Source organism: Chryseobacterium sp. YR221, assembly GCF_900176315.1.
Lineage (GTDB): Bacteria > Bacteroidota > Bacteroidia > Flavobacteriales > Weeksellaceae > Chryseobacterium > Chryseobacterium rhizosphaerae.
Genome location: NZ_FWXM01000001.1, coordinates 973033 through 989760, shown reverse-complemented (window position 1 = coordinate 989760; position 16728 = coordinate 973033). Strand labels below are relative to the sequence as shown.

Genomic DNA, 16728 nt, shown 5'->3' with positions numbered 1-16728 from the left:
CTAATGTCCAAAGTTGGGAAGTATCACAGTTGGAAGGGTATTCACAACTTAACAGTTTTAATGTCATGAAAATGACAAGTTGGGAAGTATCACAGTTTGAAGGGTATTCACAACATCAAACGACTGAGGATAGTATAACTGAAGGTTGGGAAGTATCACAGTTTGAAGGGTATTCACAACGCTGCTCCTCTTGGCCTTAACTCTCCAAAGGTTGGGAAGTATCACAGTTTGAAGGGTATTCACAACTGCATCTTCACCCTTTTCATAATCTGAAATGTTGGGAAGTATCACAGTTTGAAGGGTATTCACAACTTAAACCTCTCTCTTGCATTATGAAGTTTAGTTGGGAAGTATCACAGTTTGAAGGGTATTCACAACGTAATTTTTAACGGAGTTACCTCGATTTGAGTTGGGAAGTATCACAATTTGAAGGGTATTCACAACAAATCATTTGTTATTGTGTCTAATGTCCAAAGTTGGGAAGTATTATAATTTGAAGGGTATTCACAACACTTTACCTGCTTTGGTTAATTTGAAAATCGTTGGGACATATCACAATTTGAAGGGTAGTCACAACGGGATATAGAGTGTCACCATAAAGTTGATTGTTGAGAAGTATCACAGTTTGAAGGGTATTCACAACATATCCATCTCATCAAGGTAGACCTGGAAAGTTGGGAAGTATCACAGTTTGAAGGGTATTCACAACTGTAACAGTAAACACTTCGCAAAGTTCGATGTTGGGACATATCACAATTTGAAAGGTATCCGCAACTTGAGAATTCAATTATTCATGTACTTCACGGTTGGGAAGTATCACGATTTGAAGGGTATTCACAACGTTTAAATTTAGTTTTTGGTTACTTGTTTTGTTGGGAAGTATCATAATTTGAAGGGTACTCACAACTGTATTTATTTTGAATCTTACCAAAATAACGTTGGGAAGTATCACATTTTGAAGGGTATTCACAACATTGCGAAGGTTTAATTCTATTTCTAAATCGTTGAGAAGTATCACCGTTTGAAGGGTATTCACAACGTAAGCAATCAGTTATAAATTCTTTCAAAGTTGGGAAGTATCGCAATTTGAAGGGTATTCACAACGTCTAGGTCGTTTCAACTTCTATTTTAATTGTTGAGAAGTATCACAATTTGAAGGGTGCTTACAACTTAAAGAATTCGGTAAAATATAATGCAATATTTTCTGACATTACAATTGCAGTCAGGACAGAGTATGGTTTATAAGGAAGACTTTTAAGTAAAATCAAATGAAGAACAAGCAAAGTTCATTACTACAATAGCGCATGTAGTTTATCAAGCTGGGTAATTATAATGTAGACAATTAATTAGATAATTTGAGCTAAATATTAAGTTTTATATTTCATTATTATTGTTTATATAGAACAATGAGATCTTTGATATCACTTTGATGGTATTTGGACGACAACGGTACAATAATATTAGGATGCAATTTGATATAGGAGAAGATGCTACTTTTTGTTTATGTATATTAGATATAGTGAAGGCATATCCTCTTGATAATTTTGGTTACGGATTTCCGCAATCAGAATTAGCACAATAAATATTATTTGATAATCATATAAATTCAAAAATTATTATCTTTAAAGTTGGTAGTACCTCGTTTCCAAATGAGCTGTTAAATCCACATTTATAGATAAAGTAAGCAGGAAACCTCAATGATCTCTTTAGAAGCTAATAACCACCTAAATTAATTTATTCTTATGAGTACAGCAGATGGAATGTTCTCTCAGTATGAAAGACAAGAATTAAATAAGATAACGGCAAAATCAATACTAGAAAAACTGATGGATATTCGGCAAGGGATTAAGGACGAATTCACTGCAAGAAGACTCATATGGGAACTTATACAAAATGCCAAAGACAATGCTAGCTTATGTAATGCAGACGGAGAAAAGGTTGATGTTTTCATAGAAATAACTGAATCAGAATTTATCTTCTCCCATAACAAGGGTTATTTTACGAATGAGCATATTCGTGGATTGATCCGGAAATATTCTTCAAGTGACAAAGACAGGGATGTTGAACATATCGATCAAGTTTATAAAACTACCGGACGTTTTGGAACAGGTTTTATGACTACTCATTTACTTTCTGAAAAGGTTCATATTGAGAGTTATTATAAAAATGATCAAGGAAAATATAATGAGTTCAATTTTTGGTTGGACAGAAGCGGAAAAGATGAGAAAGGAATAATAAGAGGGATTAATAATGCATTTGAGGAAGCAGAAGACAGTATTAAGAACTCTCCTAATGTTATTTTGGAAAAGGAAGATTTTTATACTTCTTTTATTTATCCACTGACAGATCGAAAACGGAATTTAGCTTATATAGCACTTGAAGAGGTTAAAAATGGTATTGGCTTTACATTGATTAATGTTCCTGAAATTAATTCGGTTACGATTGATGAAGATGCTATAGGCACTACAGTATATAAAATAAAGCTTGTTGATACGATAACATATCAGGATAATGAATTTTATGTCTATAATCTTTTAATTGGAGGCAAAAAGTCTAAGTATAGTTATCTAACGATAAATGAGGGGGAACTTCAGATAATTATCCCTATCTCGGATATCAATAATAAATTTCATGTTTTGGAATTAAATTCTGACATTCCCAGATTTCATTTAGATTTTCCAATGACAGGCACAGAAGATTTACATTTACCTTTTATTGTAAATACTCCATTATTTGAACCAACTGAACCGAGAGATGGTGTAAGCCTAATTGACGATGAGGAAAACCCAATAGCTCAAAAAAACTGTGAGATCGTTATTCGTGCTGTTGATTTATTTATCATCTTTCTATCCTACATAGGGAAAGATGAAAATTGGAATGATCTATACAATTTGGCAAGGATTAAATCCCCCAAAAAACAACCTTGGATCGATTCCATTTGGTTTAATGATAATGTTGTCTCAAAAATCAGGAAAGAACTTTTGTATACCCCTATTGTTGATGTGACTAACGGTGATCGGATTGCAATATTGGATGATGAAGGATACTACCAAGTTTGTTTCCCCTATGCTGAAAAAGATATCATTAGAGAGAAAATATGGGGACTATCCATGAAAATTCAACCTCAATTTACTCCAATCAAAGAGCATATTAATAAATGGCATGAAATAATCTGGAAAGATTGTTACAAGTTCACCCTTTCAGAATTATCAGAGGAAATAGAAGATAAGGAAAACTTAGAAAATCTGACGGAATTATTGGGTGAAAAAGAAAAAAATGCAATAGATTTTCTGAATACATATTATGACTTATTAAATCTTGAGGAAAACCATATTAAGGATATAATCGCAGATAAATATAAAGTTATTCCCAACCAATTAGGCGAATTTATAAAAAAATCGGAATTATTTGTTGAACAAGAAATCGATGAAGAGCTAATAAATGCCTGTTCTTTAGTGACAGAAGATCCTCGTCAAGTTCTTCGGCACAAAGCAATAATAACAGCCAGTAATTATGATAATATTGACTCAAAATTAAAATACTCAATAAAAAACCAGGAAAGTATCATTGCGGACATAAACAAAATTATAAAAGATCGAAAAAATCAAAACATCTCTCTTGTTTGCGATTATTTAGCATCCTTATTTCCTACAAATGATATTCCTCAAAGACGAAAATTGATCTTTGGTTTTTCGAAAAAGATCTATCCTGAGGACTTTACTGAAAAAAGAAAGCTGAAATATTATGATGAAAAGATATGGGAAGAGTCTGATAAAAACTCATTATTCTATATTGTTTCAAAAATTGCTGAATTTAAAACAGTTACACAGGCTGCTGAAGGATTATGTTTTGCTGATGAAAATGCATTCATAACTTGGTTAGATAAATTGATTTCTTTTTTAGTAAAAGATGGATTTGAAAACAATATAAATAGAAGAGATCATCCCATTTTACCGAATCAGAATGGTGATTTTTGTACCAAAGATGATTTGTTTTTGGATGATGGAGAAACTGATGAGATATTGAAGGACATATCAGCGGAGCTTGGCCACGACTTTAGAGAAGAGCTATTGGATTTATCAATAATTTTAGAATTGCCAGAAAATCGAACGTACACAATCGAAGATGTTGCAGAAAAAATATCTGCATCGATCAAACCTATAATAAGAGATGTGGAAAATAGGAAAGAGTACAAGGATACTTTGAAGAAGTTTTATATATGGATGAATACAAACAGAGAAAAGGCTGAGCATTACTTTTCTGATTTATATGAACGTAGATTCTTATTTCTTGAAGATGATGATATATCTTTGAATATAAAGAAAGCAACGGATTTTGATAAGCTTATGGAAGAGCATGGGATCGAGGGTATAGAAGATTTACGTCGTAGATTATCAAACACTTCTAACAATGATAGTTCTTCCGAAAGTAATGTCAAAGTAGTTATTACCAAAGATATTTTAGTTAGTCTAGGTATTTCTTCACCTGAAGAGTTAGCTACAGCTTTCAAGGATCCATCAATTTATTCACGGTTTTATCATACATCTATCCCGACAAGAGATATGTTTATATATGCGCAGGAGCTTATTAAAAGAGCAAAGCAAAATATTATTGAGCATTTACAAAATCACCCGGATTATGATTGCACAGATCTGGAAGAAACTGCACCGACAACACTTGCAGGTATGACCAAAAATGGAATACCGATTCAGATAGTTACAAGGCCATCAGATAATGGAGAGGTAATTATTTATTATTCATCTGAAAAGGATACATTAGACAGTGATAACTCAGAGCTTTGGGTTGATAATAGTAAAAATGAACCTCATATTCTCACATTAGGCCGTATTCTTAAAAGTACTGGCATTAGTAGAATACCAATAAATATGAACTAATAATGGAACTACAAGAACAAGTATCTTCAGTTATACTAAAGCCAGAAAGTGAAATACTGGAATATAAAGCAGTTTTGCCACCTTCAAAATCAATTGCACAAATTATTTGTTCCTTTGCAAACACAAGTGGCGGTTTGCTTATTCTGGGTGTTTCTGAAATTGGAGGAAGAAAAGTATCTGGACTTAGTGAAGATTTTCGTGCAACCTCTATAACTCATAAAGCAATAGACCTATTGTCGCCTAAACCAACTGTTGATTATGGTTATGTCCAATATGATGGCAAAAAGCTATTTGCCATCAAGGTAGAAAAGGCATCTACTGTAATCTCCCTTGAAGGGAAAATATATATTAGGGAGAATGATCGGGTATTACAATCAAATCCAACAGTAAATACTTTTCAGCCAGGTGGATATGAGGAAATTTCTGCTTTAAGTACTATTCTAGAAACTTTAAAATTAAACGCAACTGATTCGAAATTCAAGCTTTTGGAACATTATCAAAGTATTTTGAAAATGATTGATAATTTAAAAGCTTTATTATATCCAGATAGTCCAGCAGTATTTACAACAGTGAAAGAGGGAAGCATATTATCGAGAATATTATTTTCTTCAGTTGTAGATAACTTCGAAACTTATCTCTCGGATATTCTTTTCGAAATTTATTTGGCAAAACCGCAGTCTTTAAAATCTGAACAAATGGTAAAAGTTGAAGATGTATTGAATTGCGCAGATATACAAGAATTTATTACATTTTGGGCTAAGGAAAAGATAGGTAAATTGCAGAAAGGTAGTGTCAAAGGTTTTATTGCTGATAATAAGCAGATCAAAGATTTGAATGCGATCGATAGTACTACTCAGAATGAAATTGAGAAAATTTTACAGATCAGACATTTATATTCACATCGAAACGGAATTGTGGATGAAAAATTTCTTAAATATTTTCCTTCGGGGTATCCTAACGGATCCGAGCATCAAATGTCAATAGAAGAGGTTTTAAACAAGATTGAATACTTGTCTGGTATTGTTAATAATATAGACAATGCAGCAATGGTAAAATACAGTCTATCCACTTTTCTTTAATACACAAGTATTTACGTTTTGATAAATTTTAAACAGAACGATATCCTAAAAAATAGTTAGAAAAATGATTATAAATATTAAAGACAATGGCAGAATATTAAAAAATAAGGATGCAATAACATTACCAGATCTTACCGTGCTAACTGGTGAAAATGGATCTGGGAAAACTCAGCTATTAGAATATTTTCGAGATTATGCAGGTGGACATGAAGATTGGGACCCAAGCTTTACAGAGGTGAAAATTACATATCCAATGACTACAGATGAAGGGGCACCTTTGACGGATATAGTATTTTCATTCCCTGGATTAAGAAATTATGAGCGAGATTTTTATCCTGAAAATCCATTGATTGATCAAATAAAAAACCAATGGAACGTATTAATGCCTATTGTCAGAGCTTATGGTATTATTGCCCACAAAGAATTTGATGATGAAAAGCAAGAACTTAATGATTTAAATAATGCAATAATAGAATTTGTTAAGGTATTAACTGTTGACTCGGCAAGGTTTACACCAGATAACTTAAAGAAAGCAGATACACACCAGCTTTTACAGTTAAAAAGACTTGCTCACCAAGCTTCAAAGAGCATTGAAAAATTAACTTTTGTCGATTTTTTGATTTTTTATTCTATTCCAACAGATATTTTTTCATCAGCATTAGATTTACTTTTTCACCAATTTCATCTAAAACAAAAATATTATATTCATCTCACAGGAGATGTAATACCTCCATGGGAGGTTTTTAATAATATTTTGGAGGAAGCTAAATTTAATTATAGGGTTGAATACACACCATCAGGTAATGATGAAATACCAGCATCAATTCGATTTATAGATGAAGGGAAAGGTATAAGCAATACTACTTTAGATACTCTCTCATCTGGTGAGAAAACTATTATGGCACTTATTTTTGTTCTATACCATGCTTCTAATAATGGTAAGTTTCCAGAAGTAATACTTTTCGACGAACCGGATGCTCATCTTCATCCTTCTCTCACACAATTATTCATTTCTGTAATTCAAGAAGTCCTTGTTAATGTACAGAAAGTTAAGGTTATACTGACTACACATTCTCCTTCAACTATAGCACTTGCTCCTGCTGCAACTATCTATCGAATGGATAGAATTCTTGGCTATCCCATAAAGGAAGAAAAGGACAAAGCGGTTCAGAATTTAAGTAATGGATTAGCTTCTATAACTACTGAAGAAGGGAATTTAGGTATTACATACACAGTTAAGAATACTGAGAAGAGTATATTATTTACTGAGGGAATTACAGATAAAATTATTTTGCAGATTGCATGGAGAAAATTACATAATGACGCTGAAATTCCCTTTCTTATTCAGGATTGCTTCTGTGCAAGTTTTCTTTCTAATCTTTTTGTTAATGGAAAACAAAAATATGAAGGCATATTTGAAATAGAACCAGATAAGATCATGATTGCTCTTTTTGATTTTGATAATGCAGGGTACAATTCTTGGAATAAAAAAGGTTTCTCCAACCTTATTGAAGATGACCCGAGAAAGTGCTTAACGAAATCTAATGGAGAAAAAGGATATCAGATGTTACTTCCTGTTCCCAATATTGAAGAAATAGAATCACAGGTTATAAAAAATGGGAACGAAACATTCAAGGAGAAATCTCTACTAACAATTGAGTCATTGTTTTTTAACGTACCAGATTTTAAAGACTTATATTTTTCTCAAGATAAATTACCCGGTGGTGGTTTTTCCTATCAATTCAATGGAGATAAAAGAAAATTTGCTATGGCTTTAGAGGAGTTAGATCAAAGTCATTTTAAAGAATTTATCCCATTGTTTGATAAAATATGTTTTATAATTAGTACAAATCCATAATTCTTTGTTTTCCAATGTTAGTAGATACAGCAATTAAACGTAAGCAACCATATTATAGCTAAATATTTTATTTTGATATAAGGGAACTCAATTTTTAAGACAAAAAAGATTTGATTAGCTTTGAAAAATTTTTTGAAAGAAATAAAACAGGTGCTTTATGATACTTATTTACTTCACGATGACAGAGGTCTTTCACTAAGTATTTAATATAATTTTTACATCCGAAGATATGCTTGATTTTTTTGATAAAATAATTGAATTGATAAACCATTATGGTACAACAGGAATACTTTTATGTTCTTTTTATATTGTTTATAAAATTATTACTGCTTCCTCGTCTAAATGGTCAGAACGAGAACAGAGCTACTGTATTCTGCTGGAAAGTCTAGGTGCATGGCAAAACAGTTTGACTGATAGATTAAATTATTATCAAGAACCTGGTTCTTGGCATAGTGAAGATCCAAAGTCATCAAGCTTCCAAGAAAATCAACTTAAAGGAGTGGTAGCATACGAAAATATAAGAAAACAAATGAGCGTAAGTCGTATTTACTTATCAAATAACTCACGAAATGTGGTCGAAAAATTATTAAGTGATTACTGGTACATTTCCGAACATAAAGCAGTGTGTACAGGTGATTATTTAAATCTGACCTTAAGGGAAGTACAAAAAGCGTATGATGTACTTCTAAATGAAGCTAAAAAGGATTTATCGAAAAGCAAGCAGTTAAAATTCATACAGAAATTAGTTTCACAAAATGAATAGTATATTATTTAACAATATTTCGACTTAGATCATACATTATAACCCATAGTTTCCTTAAAACTGTATACTTGAAAATTTCCTTAAATCAGACAGTAAAAGTTTCGAGTTTTGTACCAACGGGGTCACCAAAAGACATTCTCAGGAATGTCTTTTTTTATTTTCTGATTTCGATAACTGCTATACTGGTATCGTACCAGGTATATTCTATTTCAGAAAACTCTGTACCCAGGAGTTACTTTAAAGATTTTGTACACCCACTTCAGGACTGCTGCCGTATATTTGTGTATGAAAATTAATCCGGAATATGAAATTCATCCATGCCATTGATCCGTTGAAATTTGTTTTTTTTGAGCTGTGTAATTGTCCGGATGGCTATGCTGCTGATCCTCAACGAGCCGATTTTTTTGAAATAATAACGTGTAAAGATCCTGAGAGGGCAGAGGGATATTACATCTACCTGATTCCTCCTTACCGTATTTCCGAAATAAACCTGAAGGATAAGGAGGGGTATATGATGGCTTTTAAAAGAGAATATCTGGAAGAAGATGACAAAGAATATGCTTTGGATGTTTTCAATCTTTTTAATATGCATGGTCAGTATACCGGTTTTCAGATAGATCATGATGTGGCAGAAACCTTACAGCACTTAAAAATATTGATTGAGAAAGAATACACCCATTCAATGGGCACTTATCTGGCGTTAAAAGCATTGCTGAAAGTTTTTCTGCTGAATTTAATCCGTAGTAATCAACATTATTTTTTAAATCAGGATGTCAACCAGAAACGGGTCTATCAGTTTATTATGCTGATGGATGAGCATTATAAAACAGAACGGAAAGCCGGTTTTTATTCCTCAAAAATGGGAATCAGTGAAAAACGGATCAACCAGATCCTGAAAGAAAAAATGAATAAAACTTTGACGCAGCTGCTGCACGAAAGACTTGTTGTGGAAGCAGAAAGGATGTTGATTGCCTGTGAATTGACCATTAAAGAAATTGCTTTCGATTTACATTTTGAAGACCCCGCTTATTTTTCCCGGTTTTATAAAAAGCAGACCGGACAGAGCCCCGAAGATTTTAAAAATAAACAGAGTCATAACCTATAGATTATTCTGGTTTTTAATATTCTGAATTCTTGGATTTTAATTGAGTCATCATTTTTCCGGGAAAACTGTTTCCATTTCCAAATTACACCATTGGATTAGAAAATAGTACCCGTACACTTCTATACATCCGGTTTACCTTTGTGTTAGAATCTATGAGCCAAAGCAGGAGAAAATAGATGCTCTGCAGGCTTTTAGAGGAAAACGAGAGTGCAGAATAATTCAAAATATAATGATTATGACATCAACAAAGGAAATTAAAGAATGGGCAGGTACGGATATAGATGCTCTTTTATCACCTAAACCGCTGTCTCTGGAGACAGGAATCAAAAGATTAGAAAACGGAATGCTCCATGTTGCGATGAGGAATAATATGCATCAATGTACAGGCAAAATGCTGGACTGGTGGTTCACCTATTTCGAAACCACTGCAGATCTCAGATTATGGCATCCGCACGATCATGTAGAACATGGGGGATGGGATGATCAATGGGTTAAACATAAAAATTATATCGGAGCGACTATTCATGCAACAGAATCATTGGGAGATATTCCTCCGGTGCCTGCCACCATTAAATTTCATGATCCTGCAGATATTTTTAATCCGGAACGCTTAAAAGAAGCCTATGCTAATGGAGATGTGAGTACGGTCATTTATGGACGGATTGGATTTGGAGAAAACACACCGATAGATATGCATGGTGACCCTATGGATGGCTATATGCTGCATGTTGTGAGAGATACGGCACGCGGATGTGTTTTGAGAAGTCATTTTTTCCTTGGCGCCCTGACAGCCGGAACTGAGAATCCGTTACCGGATGAAATCGGATTTGGGCTGATGGAACATTGCTATACCGAGTTCACCTACCTTTCTCAAGTATTGCCTTCGTTGTACTATGCGGAAAATAAAACCGGCGACAAAGCCCCTCTTCTTTGGTAACTTTTAAGGATTGGGAGAAAATTAAGGTATGAATTCAGTAAAACGTCATGTGTTGTCTTTTACATGGCGTTTTGTGAGCAATAATTTAATTAACAATTACTTAGAAATAAAGGAGTCGTCAATGGATGACTGTAAATCTGCAAACTTCTTCTGTGGCACGAAATTTATCGAATAAAAGTGTGAAAAAAGTTGGAGTTAAAAAGTATTTTTCTATCTTTGCAGTCCCTTAAACAAAGGGATTTGCTTAAAAATGGAAACATCAAAAAGTAGATAACCGACTCGGTAGCTCAGCTGGTAGAGCAATACACTTTTAATGTATGGGTCCTGGGTTCGAATCCCAGCCGGGTCACTTAATAGGACAAATCTAAACAATCTAGATTTGTCCTATTTTTTTTGCTCTTTAATCTGTTGGTAATCTGACAGATAGGTTCGGTTGCCGGATTCATTCTTAGACTTTGATGTAGTGTTCTGTCAAAATCCAAAGATTCAGGGGAGCTTTTACATTCAATTTGAAATTTGTGGAAATGGGCAGTGCTGATGGAGAATCAATTATTTACTCTATAGTTTGAATAAAAATGGTACAAAAGCTATTTGACTGATTTTTTTAATCTTTAGATTACTGTTTACTTTTTCGTTGAAAAGAAAAATATATAATAATTGCACTAATAGCCATTAAAATGGATGCTAGAAAAAATGGCGCTCCTGAAAATTCAAGTGGCGCTTTATCGTGGGTAAAATAATAGAATAAGTTGGTCATGATCGGAGGGCCTATAATAGAAGTAGCACTCACTAAACTTGCTAATGCCCCCTGAAGTTCACCCTGCTCATTTGAAGGGACATTTTTACTGATTATTGATTGTAATGCCGGTCCACAGATTCCTCCTAAAGAATAGGGGATAAGGAAAACAAACATCATCCACCCTTGATTGGTAAATGCAAACAGCATTAAACCTAGGGCATAGAATAGCAACCCAAGATATACACTTTTCTGTTCTCCTAATTTTGGGGTTGTCCATCTTATTAGAACTCCTTGTACTAATCCTATTAATAACCCAAGCAACCCAAGAGATAAGCCTACCGTTCGTTCTGTCCAATTAAATTTATACATGGTAAAGAAATGCCAGTTGCTCTGTACAGCATGGAGAGCCACATAGACGAAAATTAAAGCAACGACAAGAGTTGATATTTTTGATTGTTTTCTCAAAAAATTAAATGTTCCTATAGGGTTTGCACGCTTCCAGCTAAATGATCGACGTTTATCTTTTTCTAAACTTTCCGGTAGTACAAACAACCCGTAAAGAAAATTAACCATGCATAATATAGCCGCAACATAAAAGGGAACTCTTGCTCCATAATGTCCAAGTAAACCCCCGATTACTGGGCCTATAATAAACCCTAATCCAAAAGCTGCACCTATTAAGCCGAAATTTTTGGCTCTATCTTCATCGGTGGATATGTCAGCTATATATGCACTGGCAGTTGAAAGGCTAGCTCCAGTAAGCCCTGCAATGATTCTTCCAAAAAACAACCAACCCATGGAAGGGGCAATTGCTAATAGCACATAGTCAATAGCAAATCCAAAAAGAGAAATTAAAATAATTGGGCGTCTTCCATATTGATCACTGAGGTTGCCCACTATAGGTGCAAATATAAATTGCGTAATAGCATAGGCGAAGCCGAGCCAACCTCCATATTTTGCAGCTTCACTAAGGTCACTATGGATAAGCTCTCCAATGAGTTTAGGAACCACGGGAAGTATAATTCCCCAACCTGTAATATCAATCAACAACGTGATAAATATAAATCCAATAGCTGCTTTTCTACCTGTTTTTTTCATGCTGTAAAATTATACAGAGATAAAAAGAAGGTATTAACAATTTAATGGTGTTTACATACAATCTGAAAGCTAATAATGTTCAGCGATCTGTAAATAGTGTTCGTACATAAACGGATATACATTATGATTCGTTTCTATACGTTTTTGGTGACATTCCTACTATTCTTTTAAAGTATCTGCAAAAGACACTGGTTTCTTCAAAATAAAGCTCATTGCTAATTTCTTTAATTGATAAATTAGAAGATTTTAATAAGGTTTTAGCATACAGAATTGTGATATGATCAATCCACTGTAATGCAGATTTTCCAGTTTTCTGTTTCAGGAAAGAGGAAAGATACTGTGGTGTTAAATGTAGTTTTTTAGCATAAAATGCAACGTTTCTTTGTTCGTTAGCATGCTTTGTAATGAGTAGATAAAAATCGTCTATAATCTCATGTGTTCGGTTTTTTACTAAACTTTTGTTATTCGCTAAATTAGAATATACCTCAGAAATCATACTGATGAGAACCATAACAAGATGCCGCAGCATTTGTGTCTTATGAGGACTCGGTTTTTTATGATAGAAGTTTTGTATAAGGGTCAATAATTCATTTTGAAGCGTTATGTCTTCGGGTTGAAGTCTGATAATTGGTTGCCATCTTATTTGATTATTCATTACAAACTCACGTAGAATGGGAAATTCTGTAATAAAATCTAATGAAAGACCAATTGTGACTATTTGTGCATCTTCACTTAATGACTTTGTGTCGATCATCAATTGTGGTTGTAAAATAGCAATATCACCCGTATTTATTTCATACTCTAAAAAATGGATTTGCGATTTCATGGATCCTTGTACCATGAACCCTAGTAATAAACCATCAAATAGTCGACTATGACTTGTATATTTCTTATTGGGGTCATTTTGTTGACTAAGAATAACTATCCCTTCCGTCTTTTTTGAAGGATCAAGATTGTACAGTTTATAGACATTATCCAAAGTTATAAATAGAGCCATGTGCAAATATCGAAAAAAACACACCGCTGTAGCAAACGTTATGAGGTACTACTTTAAAAATCGCATACAAATACCATGAAAATTAAAAATCATCTATGAATTAATTTACGTCTCGACTGCTTAATTTGTGCTTCCTCCTTCGAGAGGTTTTATAATTACTGACAGAATTAACGGGTCAATTTGAACGGGTTACTATGGGGCAAGCTTTGCAGATCCTATAGTCAAATTATAGTTTTCTTCAATCGGTACTAATTTTCTGGCTATTTTTTCTATGTCTTTTCCTTCTTTAGTCCACAAAAAAGGTACAAATGAATAGACTTGATTGCCACTTGCTTTTTTTACGTCGTCTTGCCAATTTTTCCATCTGAAAATCTCATAAAACGTATTGATATCACCAACCAAAGCCCAATAAAGAAATTCAGAATAGTTGGTGTCTAAACATTCCCATTCAAGAGTGTCTTGTGGTAAATAATAAACTTTCCCAATCTCACTTCCAATTCCGCCGGCGTTTAGGGCAAAATATCCACCGATTACATCGTCCGCAATTAAAAAATGTGAGGGTTGGTCACCATAATTTTTAAAAGTTTTTCCTTTATTCCATTCAGCCAAACCCCGGTCTAGTTTTTTACTTCCTGAACCTAAAATTCTAAGCCAGCCGTTGTCAATTAATATACCGCCCGTTTCGTAGATTACAGCACCCATTGACGAACGTGTTGTGACTTGAGTATTCACAAGTTCTTTTTCTGCTCTTTTCTCGTCTTTTGGTAAAATTTCATATTCGTTTTGGGCTTCATTTAACCATTCTGTTACTAATTCCCAACCCGGCTCTTCCAGGTGTATTAAATCTTCAAGTGTCTTCATATTTTGTTCGTTTTTATTGGTGTAGGTTGGTTCTATAAAATTATCACTACCTTTTTTCGGCTTTACGTTCGGGTGAGAACATGAAGCATAAAAGCTAATATCCTTATTAAAGTTCAACTAAAAAACTGTTGTTGAGCATTGCACTTCAGCTAAACTGACGTGAAAATCTTTTTTTGCTGTAGCTTTTTTACACAAGCTTATTTTTAAATTCGTAAAATAATTCAGGGTTAATAAGTTTAAAATTTTTCTTCAAATCGCTTTGTTCATAGTCAGAAGCAACCACCACAAAATCATCCGTTTTGTTGAGTTCAAATGCAGAAATACTATTTTTTAAATTTTTACAGCATTCTATAATCATTTTTATCGTATTATTTTCTTTCTGATGTAAAGAGGTTTCTTGATTGTATAAATTAAACAGATTTTGAGTTTCTTCGTTCAACTCAATTTCGAGGGAATGGGAATAGTCTATTGGATTCCAAATTATCCATTTTGCTTCTTTCCCTTTTTCATTGAGCCATTCTTTACGGTCTGACTCGGTTCCAAATCCAATTGAAGGCGGGAGCATTTCCTCATGATAATAATAAATATAGATACAATAAATTTTTTCCTGAATGTTATAATGTAAAATGTTTTGCTTTAGAATTTCAAGAAGTTTTTCTGATACAAGGTCGGTTAATTTTTTGTAGCTAATTTTCTTGTTCGGCTTATTATACCAATAATGCTCCTTTTCTTTTATAGATTGAAGCAGCCCTGTTTCGTCATAATAGTAATCAAATATCCTATCAGGAACTTCTGTGTTTTGATAGATACGCTGCATTGTCTTAGTTGACAGTTTTCCCTTATTATAAGTGTACAGATATTTAATCCAACCGTCTTTAAAAACAGCATAACTAATAGTTAATACTGAATGCTCATACATGAAAAGTTCCACATGGTCTATTTCTTTTTCTATACTATAATCAAATCGGTAGCTTTCTATGTTATCTTTTTCCCTGATATAAAAAATTTCGTAAAATAAATCTTTTAGACCCGTGAATTGTCTTTCAACAATGATTTCATTATGGTCATCAACACCATATTGATACTGATTTTCTTTTTTTACAGGTTCATCTTTATGAAGTCTGCCTTTTGGAAAGCGGTTTTCCTCAAAATAAAAAGGCTCAAGATTAGAAATGCTGTCAGTTGTCCAAAACCATCTGATTACTTTTTGTTCTGTGTTTTTTTTAATCGTTTTATAATTCTTTTGAGCTTTGCTGAATTTTTCTTGAAGTTGTTCTATAGTCTTCATCAGTTTTTAGTTTGTGCGATCTGTTTTTGGAAAGTTTACAACTAATGGGTGGGTGCTTATGATTTGCAGGATTTTGAAAACCGAAATGTTCTACTGTCACCAAATGCCATATGGAAATAATGACTTCTGCATAGTATTTTTTTCAGTCATAATGGTCATCTGTTTTTGATTTCTTATTTGAAGTTTGGGGAAGCATAGGAGGTGGTGGAACATGAGAGCTGTTAATTTGCTCAAGTGTGGGAGGAACAATATGCTCAAGGATAACGGTCTTTTTGAAAGGAAACTGGTTTTTTGAAAGTTCCTCATGGTAATCAAAGTAATAGGTATCCTTGGTATAATAATAGGACTGAATAAGTAATGAGTCTTTTGTACCAAAATAAGTATCAGAGAGGTTAAGCTTTACAAGTCCTTTATCGTTGGCTTTTACTTTTTTTACAATCATAGCACCGGTTTTGTTTTCTTTCATAAAAGTGACTTCAACATGCGGAGCTATTTCATGAGTATCCGTAAGGAAAAGAAGTTCTATACTGTACTGTTTTTGTGCTATAGCTGCTGAAAAACAGAGTGAAAACAGGAAAATCTGTAGTTTTTTCATAATAATCGTTTTAATGATGATACTTCATGACTATATTAGAATCCGTTTCTTTTTCCACTTCTTTAAATCCAATCTTTTTGTATAAATAGTAAGCTCTTTCATTGGTCGGGATTACATCCAGGAAAATATCGATAGGATGAAATAATCTTCTTGCTTCATGAATCACAGCCTCTACCAATTCGTACCCTATGTTTTTACCCTGAAATCCTTCTTGGACATACATCTGGTAGATATTTCCCGAAGAACCGGTATCTTTAACGAAAACACAGATTCCTATAAGCTGAGCATCTGCAAATGCCCCCCAAACAAATCTTTCCGGCGTTTGATTTTCTATATCAAATTGCATTCTTAGCTTTTCCGTATTTTGAGCTTCTTCATAGGTAGCCCCAAATGATTCAGGAAACTTTTTCAAGCTTTCCAGCCGGAGCAGTCTATAGATTTTGCTTTCAGCCGGATGCAATTTTCTGTATTCAATAGTCATAGATAAGTTGTAATGCTATAGCATAGCAAAGA

12 protein-coding genes and 1 tRNA gene are annotated in these 16728 nt (G+C 33.5%); 7 read left to right on the top strand and 6 right to left on the bottom strand.

The window, feature by feature from the left end; all coding sequences use genetic code 11:
• Positions 1–1742: 1742 nt before the first annotated feature.
• The 7 genes from B8967_RS04530 (at position 1743) to B8967_RS04500 (ending at position 10986) form a co-directional block, all read left to right on the top strand.
• Positions 1743–4895: an ATP-binding protein gene (locus tag B8967_RS04530; protein WP_084084726.1), complete on the top strand. Its 3153-nt coding sequence runs from the start codon at positions 1743–1745 to the stop codon at positions 4893–4895.
• 2 nt (positions 4896–4897) lie between these two features.
• Positions 4898–5974 carry an AlbA family DNA-binding domain-containing protein gene (locus B8967_RS04525; protein WP_084084724.1) on the top strand — a complete coding sequence of 359 codons (1077 nt, stop codon included), beginning with the start codon at positions 4898–4900 and terminating at the stop codon, positions 5972–5974.
• A gap of 64 nt (positions 5975–6038) precedes the next feature.
• Positions 6039–7832 carry an AAA family ATPase gene (locus B8967_RS04520; protein WP_084084722.1) on the top strand — a complete coding sequence of 598 codons (1794 nt, stop codon included), beginning with the start codon at positions 6039–6041 and terminating at the stop codon, positions 7830–7832.
• 229 nt (positions 7833–8061) lie between these two features.
• Entirely contained in the window at positions 8062–8595 is a 534-nt protein-coding gene (locus B8967_RS04515; RefSeq protein ID WP_084084720.1) for a hypothetical protein, read from the top strand.
• A gap of 304 nt (positions 8596–8899) precedes the next feature.
• Positions 8900–9700, top strand: coding sequence for a helix-turn-helix domain-containing protein (locus B8967_RS04510; protein ID WP_084084718.1), 801 nt, complete (start codon positions 8900–8902; stop codon positions 9698–9700).
• A gap of 235 nt (positions 9701–9935) precedes the next feature.
• A complete protein-coding gene (locus tag B8967_RS04505) occupies positions 9936–10637 on the top strand; it encodes a DAPG hydrolase family protein (protein WP_084084951.1) in 702 nt (233 codons plus the stop codon).
• A 276-nt stretch (positions 10638–10913) separates the two neighbouring features.
• Positions 10914–10986 (top strand) — tRNA-Lys (locus tag B8967_RS04500).
• 267 nt (positions 10987–11253) lie between these two features.
• Here B8967_RS04500 and B8967_RS04495 read toward each other — a convergent pair.
• The 6 genes from B8967_RS04495 to B8967_RS04470 all read right to left on the bottom strand — a co-directional run bounded on the left by B8967_RS04495 (position 11254) and on the right by B8967_RS04470 (position 16696).
• The gene (locus B8967_RS04495) at positions 11254–12474 is read right to left on the bottom strand and encodes a TCR/Tet family MFS transporter (RefSeq protein ID WP_084084716.1); all 1221 of its coding nucleotides are present in this window, start codon (positions 12472–12474) and stop codon (positions 11254–11256) included.
• A 121-nt stretch (positions 12475–12595) separates the two neighbouring features.
• Positions 12596–13471: a helix-turn-helix domain-containing protein gene (locus B8967_RS04490; protein ID WP_084084714.1), complete on the bottom strand. Its 876-nt coding sequence runs from the start codon at positions 13469–13471 to the stop codon at positions 12596–12598.
• A 192-nt stretch (positions 13472–13663) separates the two neighbouring features.
• A complete protein-coding gene (locus B8967_RS04485; protein ID WP_084084950.1) occupies positions 13664–14332 on the bottom strand; it encodes a DUF2625 domain-containing protein in 669 nt (222 codons plus the stop codon).
• 187 nt (positions 14333–14519) lie between these two features.
• Positions 14520–15620: a hypothetical protein gene (locus B8967_RS04480; RefSeq protein ID WP_084084712.1), complete on the bottom strand. Its 1101-nt coding sequence runs from the start codon at positions 15618–15620 to the stop codon at positions 14520–14522.
• 142 nt (positions 15621–15762) lie between these two features.
• The gene (locus B8967_RS04475) at positions 15763–16215 is read right to left on the bottom strand and encodes a hypothetical protein (RefSeq protein ID WP_084084710.1); all 453 of its coding nucleotides are present in this window, start codon (positions 16213–16215) and stop codon (positions 15763–15765) included.
• A gap of 10 nt (positions 16216–16225) precedes the next feature.
• On the bottom strand, positions 16226–16696 hold the full coding sequence (locus B8967_RS04470; protein ID WP_084084708.1) for a GNAT family N-acetyltransferase: 471 nt from the start codon (positions 16694–16696) through the stop codon (positions 16226–16228).
• Positions 16697–16728 lie beyond the last annotated feature (32 nt).

Coding starts and splice junctions, on each gene's coding strand:
- B8967_RS04530 (WP_084084726.1), top strand. CDS start 1,743: ATGAGTACAGCAGATGGAATGTTCTCTCAGTATGAAAGACAAGAATTA.
- B8967_RS04525 (WP_084084724.1), top strand. CDS start 4,898: ATGGAACTACAAGAACAAGTATCTTCAGTTATACTAAAGCCAGAAAGT.
- B8967_RS04520 (WP_084084722.1), top strand. CDS start 6,039: ATGATTATAAATATTAAAGACAATGGCAGAATATTAAAAAATAAGGAT.
- B8967_RS04515 (WP_084084720.1), top strand. CDS start 8,062: ATGCTTGATTTTTTTGATAAAATAATTGAATTGATAAACCATTATGGT.
- B8967_RS04510 (WP_084084718.1), top strand. CDS start 8,900: ATGAAATTCATCCATGCCATTGATCCGTTGAAATTTGTTTTTTTTGAG.
- B8967_RS04505 (WP_084084951.1), top strand. CDS start 9,936: ATGACATCAACAAAGGAAATTAAAGAATGGGCAGGTACGGATATAGAT.
- B8967_RS04495 (WP_084084716.1), bottom strand. CDS start 12,474: ATGAAAAAAACAGGTAGAAAAGCAGCTATTGGATTTATATTTATCACG.
- B8967_RS04490 (WP_084084714.1), bottom strand. CDS start 13,471: ATGGCTCTATTTATAACTTTGGATAATGTCTATAAACTGTACAATCTT.
- B8967_RS04485 (WP_084084950.1), bottom strand. CDS start 14,332: ATGAAGACACTTGAAGATTTAATACACCTGGAAGAGCCGGGTTGGGAA.
- B8967_RS04480 (WP_084084712.1), bottom strand. CDS start 15,620: ATGAAGACTATAGAACAACTTCAAGAAAAATTCAGCAAAGCTCAAAAG.
- B8967_RS04475 (WP_084084710.1), bottom strand. CDS start 16,215: ATGAAAAAACTACAGATTTTCCTGTTTTCACTCTGTTTTTCAGCAGCT.
- B8967_RS04470 (WP_084084708.1), bottom strand. CDS start 16,696: ATGACTATTGAATACAGAAAATTGCATCCGGCTGAAAGCAAAATCTAT.